Origin of the sequence: Prauserella aidingensis (genome assembly GCF_024171865.1) — a bacterium.
In the GTDB taxonomy this organism is placed as follows: domain Bacteria; phylum Actinomycetota; class Actinomycetes; order Mycobacteriales; family Pseudonocardiaceae; genus Prauserella; species Prauserella aidingensis.
Genome location: NZ_JAMTCN010000013.1, coordinates 40,317 through 53,973, shown reverse-complemented (window position 1 = coordinate 53,973; position 13,657 = coordinate 40,317). Strand labels below are relative to the sequence as shown.

Sequence of the window (13,657 nt, the reverse complement as noted above, 5' to 3'; positions counted from 1 at the left end):
ATCATGACCCCTCCGCTGTCCATCCTCGATCTCGCCACGGTCGGCAGCGGAGAGTCCGTGGGTGACGGGCTCCGCAACAGCGTCGCCCTGGCCCGCCACGCGGAGCAGCTCGGTTATCGCCGGGTCTGGTACGCCGAGCACCACAACATGTCGACGATCGCGTCCTCGGCCACGAGCGTGCTGATCGCGCACGTCGCCTCGCAGACGGAGACGATCCGCCTCGGCTCCGGCGGCATCATGCTGCCCAACCACGCGCCGCTGACGATCGCCGAGCAGTTCGGCACGCTCGAGACCCTGCATCCCGGCCGTATCGATCTCGGCCTGGGACGCGCACCGGGCACGGACCAGAACACGCTGCGCGCACTGCGCCGCGACCCGAGCTCGGCGGAAGCGTTCCCACGGGACGTGCAGGAGCTGCAGGGCTACTTGGGCGAGCAGTCCCTCGTCTCCGGGGTCAAGGCGACTCCGGGCAAGGGCACGCACGTGCCGCTCCACATCCTCGGCTCCTCGCTGTTCGGCGCCAAGCTGGCCGCCGCATTGGGACTGCCGTACGCGTTCGCGTCGCACTTCGCGCCGGACGCACTCGAAGCCGCGGTCGCCGCCTACCGGAGCGAGTTCCAGCCGTCCGACCAGCTCGACGAGCCGTACGTGATCGCGGGCGCCAACGTCATCGCCGCCGACACGGTGGAGCAGGCCGAATCCGACTCCCAGGTCGTCAAGCGCTCGCGACTGCGGCTGCTCGCAGGCCGGGGCCGCACGTTCACCGACGCGGAAGCCGACGCCGTCCTCGACTCGCCGCAGGGCAAGCCGATCATGGACATGGTCCGCTACTCGGCGGTCGGCACGGCCGACCAGGTCGCCGACTACCTCGACTGGTTCGGCAAGCACGCCGATGCCGACGAGCTGATCGTCACTCACCCGTCGCCGACGCTCGAGAATCGGCTGCGGTCCGCCGAGCTGACCGCCAAGGCCACCGGACTGCACCCGCAGTGATCGCCCACGCGGCGTCGCGCTCTGCGACGTCGCGATCCGGGCCGTCGCGATCCGGGCCGTCGCGATCCGAGGCGTCGCGGTCCAGGGCGTCGCGATCGGGGGCGTCTGCCGTGTCGCCGCACACCCCGATCGGTGACCGCTCCTTCGACACCTGCGCCACCGGGTCGCCCTGACCCGGCCGCCTCATCACCCGGGCCGCCGCGGCCGTCATTCCCCGCGGGACACGTTTCCTTGTCGTCGATACGGAAACATGTTCTACTTTTGACGATCCGCGCCCTGTGCGGCCGGTGTTCGAGCACGCTCTCGGAAGGAGCCCCATGCGACGCCCTCTCGCCCGGACGATCGCCGTGCTGAGCGCCGTGAGCGCGCTCCTGTCGACCTCCGTCGCGGCCGCCGACGACACCTCCGGCGCAGCACTGCGGGAGGTGCTGTTCGTGGGGAACAACTGGGAGGGAACGGTCGACGTCCTCGAATCCACCGAGGACTACGCCAAGCTCGGCCGGATCGACATGGTCCCCGACGAACAGGAGCGACTCCGCGAGATCTACACCAACCCCGTCCGGCTGGGCTACTTCCTCGGCATCCGGCATCTCGTCGGCGAGGGCCACGACCAGCTCGTCGACGACATGTACTCGACACCCGACGGGTCGGCGGTGGTGGCCTCACGCCCGAGCTTCGCCGACGTCGTCTCGGTGGACGTCGCCACCGGGGAGGTCAACTGGCGGTTCCCGGTGTCGGGCCACCGCGCGGACCACATGGCGGTCTCCCCCGACGGCGAACGCGTCGCCGTGTCGGCGTCGACGAGCAACACGGTGCACGTCCTGGACATCCGCACCGGCCGAGAACTCGGCTCCTTCACGACCGGCGACAAACCGCACGAGAACGTCTACACCGACGGTGGCCGGTACCTGTGGAACATGTCCATCGGCGATGTCCAGACACCGCTGGACGACCCGGCGATGGACTTCACCAAGGGCGACCGCAAGATCACGGTCGTGGACACCAGGACCTTCGAGGTGGTCCGGGTGATCGACATGCGCGAGCGGCTCGACGCCGCGGGACTGGAGAAGTTCTCGGACGCGGTACGCCCGGCGGTGTTCGGTCCCGACGAGTCGACGTTGTACTTCCAGGTCTCGTTCTTCAACGGCTTCCTCGAGTACGACGTGGCCGAGGACCGGATCACCCGCGTCAAGACGCTGCCGAAGAACCCGGACACCACCGAGAACCGCACGAAGTGGGTCAACGACTCCCGGCACCACGGGATATCGATGAGCCCGGACGGCGGGAAGCTGTGCGTCGCGGGGACCATGGACGACTACGCCACCGTCGTCGACCGGGACACCCTGCGGGAGGGTCCGCTCGTCCCGGCGGGAAAGCCGTACTGGGCCACCGTCAACGGCGACGGCAGTCACTGCGTGATCTCCGAGAGCGCCGACGACAGGGTGACCGCGATCGATTTCGCCACCGGGGAGAAGGTCGCGTCCGTACCGGTCGGCGACCATCCGCAACGGGTCCGTATCGGTCACGTCCCCCGCAACTGGACAAGTCCCGGCCCCGCCTGACCCGTATCTCACCGCGCGGCGAGCTCCGCGTAGACGATCACGTTGGCGCGGTAGCTCTCCGCCTCCTCGTCGTACTCCCCGCCGCAGGTGATCAGCCGCAGCTCGGGACTCGCCGTGTCGCCGTACACCCGATCCGACGGGAACCGCTCCTTCGGCACTTGCGAGACGCGGGTCACCCTGAACCGCACGACCGTGCCGTCGTCGTGGCCGACGCGGATCTCGTCCCCGCTCTCCAGTTCATGCAACCGCGCGAAGATGCCGTCCCTGCCGTCACCGTTGACGTGGCCGAGAACGACAGCGGGGCCCACCTCACCCGGTACGGGACCGTAGCGATACCAGCCGGCCTGCATCGGCCGGTGCAGCGCAGGCACCGCGACCGTTCCGTCGTCGTTGAGTCCGAGCGGGATCAGCGACGAGTGCACGTCGATCACCGGCACGTCCACCCAATCCGGAACCGGCTCCACGGAATCGTCCGGCGCGCCCCGGCCTCCCTGTGCCGACGTCGACGTGGAAACTTCGGAACCGTTGCTGACGCCGACCGGGTGATCCGGTGCCGTACACCCCGCGACCGCGAGAACCAGCGCCAGCACCGGGGAGACCGTGAACCGGCCTCCCCGCGTGCCATGACACCCGTGCACCGACGGACGCCTACCGTTCGCCGGCACTGCGACGACGCAGCAGGACAACGGTGCCGGCACCGATGACCGCGGCCGCCGCACCGCCGACGTAGACCGGTGCGCCATCCCACCCGGCCGGATCGCCTCCGGTCTCAGGGGCGCCCACGGGCCGTTCGGTCACCTGCCGTTCGCCCGCCGGGGCGGTCGCAGTCGGCGTCGGTCGCTCCTGTGGTTCGCGGGTCGGCCGCTCGGTCGATCGCTCCTGCGGTTCGCGGGTCGGCCGCTCGGTCGGTCGCTGCGTCGGCCGCTCCTGCGGTTCGCCGGTCGAGGGAGCGGATCGCGACGGTTCCGCGGTCGGGGCCTCGGCGGTGTCCGCCCAGCCGACGGCGGCCGTCATCGGCAGCGCCAATGCACCGAGCACCGCGGTCGCGGCGAGGGTTCGCCCAAGCTTCATCGATCGTGTCCTTTCTTCCTGTTTCGGGAGGGGTGAGACACACCCTGACTCCGAGTTGTCAAGATCCCGTCCGGCGAATGTGAAGATCCTGTTCGAATCGCGGGAGGAGTTGCCCGAACCAGGCCGCTGCAGCCCTTCGACCGGCGACAATGCCGACAATGTGCGCACAGGTACTGGTCGCGGAAGACGACCCCATGCAGGCCGAGCTGATCCGGCGCTATCTGCACCGCGACGGCCACACCGTGGCGGTCGTCCAGGACGGGCGGTCGGCGATCGACGAGGCACGGCGGCAGCGCCCGGACCTGGCCGTGCTCGACGTGATGATGCCGAAGGTCGACGGCCTCGACGTCTGCCGCGTACTGCGCGCCGAGTCCGACCTGCCGATCGTGCTGCTCACCGCCCGCACAACCGAGGACGACGTGCTGCTCGGCCTCGACCTCGGCGCCGACGACTACGTCACCAAGCCCTACAGTCCTCGGCAGCTCGCGGCGCGGGTACGGGCGATCCTGCGCCGCGCCGGACGTGGGTCCCCTCAGCAGGACGGGGTTCTCGAAGTCGACGACCTCGTCGTCGACAGGCAGCGGCACAAGGTGGTACTGGCGGGGGTGCCGCTGGACTGCACGCCCGCCGAGTTCGGCCTGCTCGCCACGCTCGCCGCCGAGCCCGGACGCGTGTTCACGCGCGGCCAGCTACTCGACCAGGCCCTCGGAATGGACCGGTTCGTCACCGAACGAACCGTCGACGTGCACGTCATGAACCTGCGCCGCAAACTCGAAGCCGACCCGCGGAAGCCGGCACGCCTGATCACGGTGTACGGCGTCGGCTACAAACTGCAGGACGGCGCGGTCGATGCGGCGTCGTAACGACAGCGACGGGCTTTCGGACGGTCGCCGCAAGCTCGGCAGGCACAGTCTGCTCACGCGCCTGCTCGCGCTCGCCGCAGTCGTGGCATGCGCATCGATCGGCGCGACCGCGTGGCTCGCCGCGCAGAGCACGAGCGGCGCGATCAACCGCGAACTCCGCACATCGCTGGCCCACGACGCCACCATCTACGATTCCCTCCTCGGCTACGCCGCGACACATGCCCGGTGGCGGGGAGTACAGGACACGGTCGACCGACTCGCCGACGAGACGGGCCGCAGGATCACGCTGACGACGCCTGCCCGGGTCCCGATTGCCGACTCGGGCGGCCACGACCGGGACGCGCTCCCCCGCACACCGTCCGCGGTGGTCGACCCGCTCGCCGTCGACACCGTGCTCAAGCCGGACGCCACGGCCTCCGGCATCGACCCCCGAGCCGTCGGCCCCTACCGGCTGACCGCGGGCGAACGGCGCAAGCTCCGCGAGGCAGCACGGTCGCGGTTGGCGTGCCTGCGGCGCCACGGCGTGGACGGCACCATCGTCGAACGCCCGAACGGCCGCTCCACCGTCGAACCCGTCACCGCGACATCGCCGCCACCGACGGCGGAGACAAGGGCGCCGGAACGGCCGTCCCGCGACGGCACGCGGTCGCCGGCCTCGATCGCGCAGCTACCGAGGCCGGCGACCGGTTCGCGAACCGAACCACCGACACCGTCACCCAAGTCGGTCTGCGGGCCCGAAGCCGCGGCCACCCGTACCGAGCGCACCGCGAACGAGGCGCTGCTGACGCTCGTCGATGCCTGCCTCGAACGGCAGGGGCGCGGACCGCTCCCGGTCGACGCCTCGGACATCACCTCGGCCGGCGAACTCACCACCACGGGCAGCCACACGAAGCGATGTGTCGACTCGGCGCGGCGGGAACAGCTCGCCTCCCACGTGTCCCCTGCGGCGCAACTGTTCATCACCGCGCCCAACGGGGACGGCGCCGGGCCCGATCTGTCCACTGTGGGCGTCGACAGCATCGTGTGGACCGCGGCGACTGTGCTCGCCGTCACCATCGGCGTCGCAGCGCTGGCCGCGAGCAGGCTCGTCCGCCCGATCCGTGCGATCACCGCCGCGGCGAAGAGGATGGGCGACGGAGACCGGTCCGCCCGCGCCGAAACGTCCGCACGCGGCGAGATCGGCGAGCTCGCGACGGCGTTCAACAGCATGTCGGAGCGCATCGAACGCTCGGAACGGCAGCGCAGAACCCTGGTCAGTGACGTCGCACACGAACTCCGGACACCGTTGGGCAACGTGCGGGGTTGGCTCGAAGCCGCCCAGGACGGTGTCGCCGACCTCGATCCGCAGCTGGTCGCCTCGCTGCACGAGGAGACATTGCTGCTGCAGCACCTCATCGACGATCTGCAGGACCTGGCGCTCGCCGACGCGGGAAAGCTGCACGTGCACCTCGAGCCGGTCGACCTGCGAGCCCTCGTCGAGCAGGTCGTCGCCGCGCACCGGGCGGCGGCCGACAACGGCGGCGTCGAACTCTCCGTGCACGCCGACGACGATGCCGAGCTGTCGGCGGATCCGACCCGGCTGCGCCAGTCGCTGGGCAATCTGGTGTCGAACGCCGTCCGCCACACGCCACGAGGCGGACGGGTCGAACTGCGGGCGCAGGCCATCGACGACGAGTTGCGCATCGACGTCACCGACACCGGCACCGGCATCGACGCCGAATCGCTCCCGCACGTCTTCGACCGCTTCTGGCGGGCCGAGAAGTCGCGCAGCCGCAGCAGCGGCGGCAGCGGGCTCGGCCTGGCGATCACGCACCACCTCATCACCGCACACGGGGGCCGGATCGCGGTGCGAAGCACCGTCGGCGTCGGGACGGTATTCACCGTCCACCTGCCCATACGTCACACCGCGGAGGACTGACCCCGGCCCGTCGCCGTGGCAGGTCCCTGGCACGGCCACCGGAGCCGGGCGTCAGTCGGTGAGCGCCGCGTCGTCGGTGAAGTCCAGGACCAGCCTGCCGCGCACGCCGCCCGCTTCCAGCACCCGGTGTGCCTCCGCCGCCCGGCTTGCCGGGAAGACCCCCGCCACGCGCAGGCCGAGGACGCCCTGTTCGGCCTGGCGGGCGAGCCGGTCCAGCCGGCCGGTGTCGGTCGCACCGTGCACGACCAGCACCGGATGCACCGTGATGCCGCGTTCGGCCTGGTCCTGCCAGCCGCGCAGGGTCACCAGGGTGCCCCCGTCGGCGACGGCCGGCAGTGCACGCTCGTTGAGCAGCGCACCGTCGGCCAGGCCCGGCACCCCGTCCGGGGCGAGCTCCCGGATGCGTGCCGCGACGTCGTCGCCGCGCGTCACGATCTCGTCGGCCCCGAGGCCGCGTACCAGATCCACATCGGACTCCTTGGCGTCCGCGATCACCCGCAGCCCGTCGGCCTTGGCGAGCTGGACCACATAGCCGCCGAACGCGCCCGCCGCGCCGGTGACGGCGATCGTGTCGCCGTGCGAGAGCCCGCAGGCGTCGATCGCCAGCCGTGCCGTCATCGCGTTCATCAGCAGCGTCGACGCGGCGGCGACGTCCGCGCCCTCCGGCGCAGCGACCACCGACTCCGCCGGGACGACGATCCGCTCGGCGTACGCGCCGTGCGAGCCGGACGGCACCACCAGTGCGACGACGGCCTGCCCGAGCGTGAGGCGGTCACCGACGCCGGGGCCCAGTTGGTCGATCACGCCGGCGGCGTCCATCCCGGGCACCTGCGGCGACGCCGCATCCGGCCCCGCCCTCATACCCGTGCGCACCCCCGTGTCCGTCGGGTTCACGGCCGCCGCGTGCACGCGGATCCGTACCTGCCCCGCGCCGGCCTCCGGCTCGGGCAGTTCGAGTGTGTGCAACGCGTCCGGACCGCCGAACTCGGTCACTCCCACAGCCTTCATGTCCGGCACAACAATGATCGACTCGGCGGATATTTCCGCGCGGGCGAACACGGCCACACTGCCACCGCCGCTGTCCTGTTCATCGGCATCGCCCGATTCGTACGTTCCCGGGGTGGCGCTCCCCACCTGCGGGTCCGACCCGATGTCCCGTGATCAGGCCTGCCGGTGCCGGCTCACCGTGTTCGTCATCGCACGCCTTCCGGCCTGACCCACATCTCACCGGTGTGATCGCGCCGTGAGCTTGCGAGTAAAACCGTTGTGAGCCAACGGAAAACGCGGTCGACAGCGTGGTCGGCACCATTGACAGCCGGACTCGGGCGAGGCAGCTTTTGCGGTGACCCGCCCGCGGCGAACCGCGTCTCGATCCGCGCCGACACGGCCGACGCAACCGCTCGCCGTGCCCACGCGGGACCACGACATCGACCGAGAGGTTCCACCACTGTGCGTTCGCTGCCGCGGCCAGGGCCCTCGCCGTCACGCCACGGGGATTCGCCGGCGCAGACGACCGCACCGTCGCCGGAAACCGCACCGACCGCGACCCTTCCGGGGGACGCCGGGTCCGTGAGCGCCGACGCGGCCCGCCGGTTCCGGCCCGACATCGAGGGCCTGCGTGCGGTCGCCATCCTCGCCGTTCTGCTGTACCACGCGGGGCTACCGGTCACCGGCGGCTACGTCGGCGTCGACGTGTTCTTCGTGCTGTCCGGGTTCCTCATGACCCGGCTGATCGCCGACGAGATCGAACGCACCGGTTCGCTGTCGCTCGGCCGCTTCTACGCCCGCCGCGCCCGGCGGCTGCTGCCCGCGGTCGCCGTCGTACTGGCAGCGGTGGCCCTGCTGTCCTGGCTGCTGCTGTCCCCCGTCGACCGCGACTCGGTCGCCGCCGACCTCGTCGCCTCCGCCCTGTACGCGCTCAACTGGTGGCTGTCCGGGCAGGCGGTCGACTACTTCGCGGCCGGCATGCAGGCCAGTCCCGTGCAGCACTTCTGGTCACTGGCCGTCGAGGAGCAGTTCTACGTCGTGTGGCCGCTGCTGCTCCTCGGAGTGGTGTGGCTGGTGCGGCGCTTCGCCGGTGCCCACGGCCCGCGGCGGACACTGCTCGCCGTCGTCGCCGTCGTGGGCACGGTGTCGCTGGTGTACTCGGTGGTCGGCACGCTGCGCTCGGCCGACACGGCGTACTTCGACACGCTGGGCCGCGGCTGGGAGTTCGCCGTCGGCGGCGCGATCGCACTCCTGCCGGTCACCCGGCTCGCCCCGAGGGCGGCGACGGTGCTGGCGTGGACGGGTCTCGCCGCGATCGGCGGGGCGGTCGTGCTGTTCGACGAGGCGACGCTGTTCCCGGCCCCGTGGGCGATGCTGCCGGCACTGGGCACGGCTGCGGTCATCGCCGCGGGCACGGCACTGCCGTCGGCCCGGCCGCAGCAGCTCCTCGCCACACCGGTCATGCGGCACCTCGGACGGGTGTCGTACTCGTGGTACCTGTGGCACTGGCCGGCACTGGTGTTCGCGGCCGCCGCGTTCGGCGAGTTGTCGGCCGTCGAAGGACTGGCCGTCGTCGCGGGCGCCTACGTCCTCGCCGTGGCCACGTACCACCTGGTCGAACAGCCCTTCCGGCTGTCGCCGCTGCTGCGCCGGTCGCGGCGCGCGCTGACACTGGGAGCGGCGTGCACCGTGTTCGCCGTCGTCTGCGGACTGGTGCTGGCGCTGACGATCCCGTCACTTCCCACCAAGGCTCCCGACGAGGCCACCGGCGCGCCCGCGCTCGGCCACGGCGACGCCGTGCAGCGTTCCGTCGACGCGGTGCGCCCCGAACCACGGCTCGCCCCGCAGGACTGGCCACGCAACTACGACGACGGCTGTCACGCCGACCGGCCGGAGACGACCTCTCCCGCGTGCGCCTACGGCGATCCGGAGTCCGACCGCACCGTCGTGCTGTTCGGCGACTCCCATGCCATGCAGTACTTCCCCGCGCTGGAACGCATCGCGAAGGACCGCGGCTGGCGCCTCGTGTCGCTGACCAAGTCCGGATGCCCGCCGCCGCAGGTCGGCCTCTACAACGACGCACTGCGGCGGTACTACTCCGAATGCGACGCCTGGCGGTCGGACATGCTGACCCGCATCACCGAGAAGGAGAAGCCCGACCTCGTCCTGACCGGCGGCCGCGACACGTACACGGCGATGGACGGTGAGCGCCGCCTCGATCCCACGGCGAGCGCGAGGAAGCTCCGCGACGGGTACGCCGACACGCTGTCCGAGCTTCGCGGCTCCGGCGCGCAGGTCGTCACGATCAAGGACAATCCGCACCCGGACAAGGACGTGCCCAGCTGCGTCTCGCGGGCCCCGAACCGGCTGGACGACTGCGCCGTCCCGCAGGACGTCGCCTTCGACTACCCGCACGTCGCCGACCACGCCGCGAAGCGGGTCGACGGCGCGCAGCTGCTCGACTCGACGCCGGCGTTCTGCCGCGACGGCACGTGCCCGGCGGTCATCGGCGACGTCGTCGTCTACGGCGTGACGACCCACCTGACCGCGACCTATGCGCGCACGCTCGCGCCGTGGCTCGACGAGCAGCTGTCGTCGCTCGACGTCCTGGGCTGATCCCACCTCACCTCGTTATTCAACCTTCAGGTTGACAATTGGGCGGATGCAGTCCTAGCCTTTATTCAACCGACAAGTTGAGGAAAGAACGGTGGACGACAGGACCGAACGGCTCAACCGTGCCTTCGCCGCACTCGCCGATCCGACCCGCCGCGACCTGGTCGCCCGGTTGGCCGTCGACGACGCGACCGTGGGCGAGCTCGCCGAGCACTACGACATGAGCCTCCAGGCCGTGTCGAAGCACCTGAAGGTGCTGGGCGACGCCGGACTGGTTACCCGCAGCAAGGAGGCCCAGCGCCGGCCGGTCCATCTGGACGCGGAGGTGTTCGACCTGATGTCGACCTGGATCGAGCGCTACCGCAGGCGAGCCGAAGAGCGTTACCGCAGGCTCGACGCCCTCCTGGCAGAGGAGAGCGATCGAGCACGACCGTCCGAAACGGAGGCATCATGACCACGACCACCCACGACACCGAGATCACGGCCGACGAACGGGTCCCGACGATCGAGATCGTCCGCGAGTTCGACGCCGAACCGGACCGCGTGTTCCGTGCCCACGTCGACCCCGAGCTGTACCGCCGGTGGATCGGGCCGCACTCGCTCACGACGAGGATCGTCAAGTGGGACGCCCGCACCGGCGGCGAATGGGCGTTCGCCAACGACAGGGACGGCGAGGAGATCGCCTCCTTCTACGGCAGCTTCCACGAGGTGCGGCCGGACGAACGGATCGTGTGGACGTTCACCTACGAGGGCATGCCGGACGGCGTCTCGCTCGAGACCCTGACGTTCGAGCGACTCGACGGCGGACGCACGCGCCTGCGGGTGCTGAGCCTGGTCAAGGACTTCGAGACCCGCGACGGCATCCTGGCCAGCGGCATGGACACCGGGGTCCGCGAGGGCTACGAGAAGCTCGACCGGCTGCTGACGACCGGCACCGAGCGATGACGACCGCGCCCGCCCAGGACAGGCTGATGGCCTTCCTCGGCCGCGACCCGGCCTGGCGACCCTGACACGACGAGCGCGGCGCCGCACCGGGGTGCCGGTCACGACCGACCGGCACCCCGGTGCGGGTCGCCCTTCCGAGGGCGGGGACGGCCCGGTCAGCGTGCGCCGCGCTGCGCCGCCTTGACCAGACCACCGCCGATGATCAGCCGTTGGATCTCGCTCGTGCCCTCGTAGAGGCGCAGCAGCCGCACCTCGCGGTAGATCCGTTCGACCGGCACCTCGCGCATGTACCCGGTGCCGCCGTGCACCTGGACGGCGAGGTCGGCGACCCTGCCGACCATCTCCGTGCAGTGCAGCTTCGCCACCGACGGGGCGATCCGCCGGTCCTCTCCGGTGTGATATTTCCTCGCCGCGTCGCGTACGAGGGCCTCACCGGACATCACACCCGTCTGCATGTCCGCCAGCATGGCCTGGACCAACTGGAACTCGCCGATCGGCGTGCCCGCCTGCGTCGCTCCCGTCGCGTAGGCCACCGACTCGTCCAGCGCCCGCCGCGCGGCGCCGACCGCGAGCGCGGCGATGTGCACGCGGCCGCGGGCCAGCGACATCATCGCGGCCTTGTAGCCGACCTCCTCGGACCCGCCGACGAGCGCGTCGGCCGGGACCCGCACGCCGTCGAACGTGACGTCGGCCGTCCAGGCGCCCTCCTGCCCCATCTTGCGGTCCTTCGGCCCCACCTGGACGCCGGGTGCGTCGGCGGGGACCAGGAACACCGCGATGCCGGGATCCCTGCCCTCGGCCTCGCGCGTGCGGGCGAACGTGACGAACAGGTCCGCGATCGGGGCGTTCGTGATGAACCGCTTGCCGCCGGTGATCACCCAGTCGTCGCCGTCGGCCACGGCCTTCGTGCGCAGTCCCGCGGGGCTCGATCCGGCCCCCGGTTCGGTCAGCGCGAACGAGGCGACCACGGCTCCCGAGGCGATCCGTTCGAGCCATGCCGCCTTCTGCGTGTCGGTGCCGTAGTTGACCAGCACCTGGCCCGCGATGCCGTTGTTGGTGCCGAACAGCGACCGCAGTGCCAACGACGTGTAGCCCAGTTCCATGGCCAGCTCGACGTCCTGCGTCAGGTTCAGCCCGAGACCGCCCCATTCCTGCGGAATGGCGTAGCCGAACAGGCCCATGTCGGCGACCTGCGCCCGCAGGTCGTCCGGGATCGCGTCGGCCTCGGCGATCTCGTTCTCCCGCGGAACCACCCTGCTGCGCACGAAGTCCCGCGTGGCGGCGAGGATCGCGGCGAAGTCCTCGTCGTCGACCTGCTGCGGTCCGGGTGTCGACACCGGGTCGGGCGTGGTGGTCATGGCGGTGGCCTCCCTGTCGGTCACTGGATCACGCCGTCGGCGCGCAGGTCGTCGAGCTCCCCGGCCTGCACACCGAGGGCGGTGAGCGTCTCGTCGGTGTGCTCGCCGAGCGCGGGCACGTCGCCCATGACGAGGTCGACGTCGCGAAACGTCATCGGCGGCAGCAGCGCCCGCACGGGGCCGTTCTCGGTGCGGACCTCCCGCCAGCGGTCGCGTTCGGACAGTTGTGGATGGTCGACGAGTCCGGCCATGTCGTTGACCTGCGCCGCCGCCACGCCGACGTCGGCGAGCCGCGCCTCCAGGGTGGCGGTGTCGAACCGTGCGGTGCGCACGCCGACCTCCGCGTCGCACGCACCGCGATGGTCGACCCGCAGCACGTTCGTCACGAACCGGGAGTCGGCCGCGAGCGCGTCGTCGGCGAAGACCTCGCGGCACAGCGCCTGCCACCCGCGGTCGTTCTGCACGCCGATCAGCACCCGGCCGTCGCTCGTCGGATAAGCGTCGTACGGCGCGATCGCCGCGTGGCTGAGCCCGAGCCGGGGCAACTGCCTGCCCGCGTACATCGCGACGTACATGGGGTGGCCGAGCCATTCGGCCGTGGCGTCGAACATCGACACGTCCAGGCTCGCACCCACGCCCGTGCGTTCCCGCCGCAGCAGCGCACTGAGCACGGCCGTGAGGACGTACATGCCCGCCGCGATGTCGGAGGTGGGGATGCCGGTCTTGGTGGCCTGCTCGGGCGTGCCGGTGATCGACACGAGCCCGCTCTCGGCCTGCACCAGCATGTCGTAGGCCTTGCGATCGGCGTACCGGCCACGGTCGCCGTACCCGCTGAGATCCACGGTCACCAGCCGCGGATCGCGACTCCGCAGCGTGTCGGCGTCGAGGCCGAGCCGGGCGGCGGCGCCGGGTGCCAGGTTCTGCACGAACACGTCCGCGGTGCCGAGAAGGCCGGTGAGCAGCCGCCCGCCGCGGGGCGATTTGACGTCGAGTGCCACCGATTTCTTCCCGCGGCCGAGCCACACGAAGTGCGAGGCGATCCCGTTCACCGTGTCGTCGTAGGCCCTCGCGAAATCGCCCTCGCCGACGCGCTCGATCTTGATCACCTCGGCGCCCAGGTCGGCCAGGTGGCGCGTGGCCAGCGGCGCCGCCACCGCCTGTTCCAGTGCGACCACGCGGACTCCCTCGAGCGGCAGGGCTCGGGGGACGTCGGCGGCGGTGTCGACCATGTCCCCGATCCTGCCAACGCAATCGATACCCGACAATGGCGCAATCGGTATGGTATCGATCGTGTGCACGTATCAATCGGCACAGGGTCGGTGCCCGCGCACGACCGTGCGCCGGTAC

The 13,657-nt window shown here is 71.0% G+C and carries 12 protein-coding genes; 7 read left to right on the top strand and 5 right to left on the bottom strand.

Annotated features, from left to right (window positions below; all coding sequences use genetic code 11):
• Window positions 1-3: 3 nt before the first annotated feature.
• Window positions 4-993, top strand: a complete 990-nt coding sequence (locus LY13_RS14695) for an LLM class flavin-dependent oxidoreductase (RefSeq protein ID WP_253828988.1) — start codon at window positions 4-6, stop codon at window positions 991-993.
• Window positions 994-1,310: 317 nt separating this feature from the next.
• The gene (locus LY13_RS14690) at window positions 1,311-2,555 is read left to right on the top strand and encodes a YncE family protein (protein ID WP_253828987.1); all 1,245 of its coding nucleotides are present in this window, start codon (window positions 1,311-1,313) and stop codon (window positions 2,553-2,555) included.
• Between the two features lie 8 nt (window positions 2,556-2,563).
• Here LY13_RS14690 and LY13_RS14685 read toward each other — a convergent pair whose 3' ends face one another.
• Window positions 2,564-3,145: a class F sortase gene (locus LY13_RS14685; RefSeq protein ID WP_253828986.1), complete on the bottom strand. Its 582-nt coding sequence runs from the start codon at window positions 3,143-3,145 to the stop codon at window positions 2,564-2,566.
• Window positions 3,146-3,203: 58 nt separating this feature from the next.
• Window positions 3,204-3,626 carry a hypothetical protein gene (locus LY13_RS14680; protein ID WP_253828985.1) on the bottom strand — a complete coding sequence of 141 codons (423 nt, stop codon included), beginning with the start codon at window positions 3,624-3,626 and terminating at the stop codon, window positions 3,204-3,206.
• 158 nt (window positions 3,627-3,784) lie between these two features.
• On the opposite strand from LY13_RS14680, the gene LY13_RS14675 reads away from it, so the two are divergent.
• Entirely contained in the window at window positions 3,785-4,489 is a 705-nt protein-coding gene (locus LY13_RS14675) for a response regulator transcription factor (RefSeq protein ID WP_253828984.1), read from the top strand.
• Window positions 4,476-6,407, top strand: coding sequence for a sensor histidine kinase (locus tag LY13_RS14670; RefSeq protein WP_253828983.1), 1,932 nt, complete (start codon window positions 4,476-4,478; stop codon window positions 6,405-6,407). Before LY13_RS14675 ends, LY13_RS14670 begins: the two co-directional genes overlap by 14 nt.
• A 51-nt stretch (window positions 6,408-6,458) precedes the next feature.
• Here LY13_RS14670 and LY13_RS14665 read toward each other — a convergent pair whose 3' ends face one another.
• The gene (locus LY13_RS14665; protein WP_253828982.1) at window positions 6,459-7,415 is read right to left on the bottom strand and encodes an NADP-dependent oxidoreductase; all 957 of its coding nucleotides are present in this window, start codon (window positions 7,413-7,415) and stop codon (window positions 6,459-6,461) included.
• A gap of 561 nt (window positions 7,416-7,976) precedes the next feature.
• On the opposite strand from LY13_RS14665, the gene LY13_RS14660 reads away from it, so the two are divergent.
• The 3 genes from LY13_RS14660 (at window position 7,977) to LY13_RS14650 (ending at window position 10,952) form a co-directional block, all read left to right on the top strand.
• Window positions 7,977-10,010, top strand: coding sequence for an acyltransferase family protein (locus tag LY13_RS14660; RefSeq protein WP_253828981.1), 2,034 nt, complete (start codon window positions 7,977-7,979; stop codon window positions 10,008-10,010).
• Window positions 10,011-10,101: 91 nt separating this feature from the next.
• Complete coding sequence (locus LY13_RS14655) at window positions 10,102-10,461, top strand: ArsR/SmtB family transcription factor (protein WP_253828980.1); 360 nt, start codon at window positions 10,102-10,104, stop codon at window positions 10,459-10,461.
• The gene (locus LY13_RS14650; protein WP_253828979.1) at window positions 10,458-10,952 is read left to right on the top strand and encodes an SRPBCC family protein; all 495 of its coding nucleotides are present in this window, start codon (window positions 10,458-10,460) and stop codon (window positions 10,950-10,952) included. Before LY13_RS14655 ends, LY13_RS14650 begins: the two co-directional genes overlap by 4 nt.
• Before the next feature lie 155 nt (window positions 10,953-11,107).
• On the opposite strand, the gene LY13_RS14645 is transcribed toward LY13_RS14650, so the two are convergent.
• Together LY13_RS14645 and LY13_RS14640 are read right to left on the bottom strand one after the other, a co-directional pair.
• Window positions 11,108-12,310: an acyl-CoA dehydrogenase family protein gene (locus tag LY13_RS14645; RefSeq protein ID WP_253828978.1), complete on the bottom strand. Its 1,203-nt coding sequence runs from the start codon at window positions 12,308-12,310 to the stop codon at window positions 11,108-11,110.
• A 20-nt stretch (window positions 12,311-12,330) separates the two neighbouring features.
• Window positions 12,331-13,539 (bottom strand): CaiB/BaiF CoA transferase family protein, encoded by a 1,209-nt coding sequence (locus LY13_RS14640; RefSeq protein WP_253828977.1) that lies wholly within the window; start codon window positions 13,537-13,539, stop codon window positions 12,331-12,333.
• Window positions 13,540-13,657: the final 118 nt, after the last annotated feature.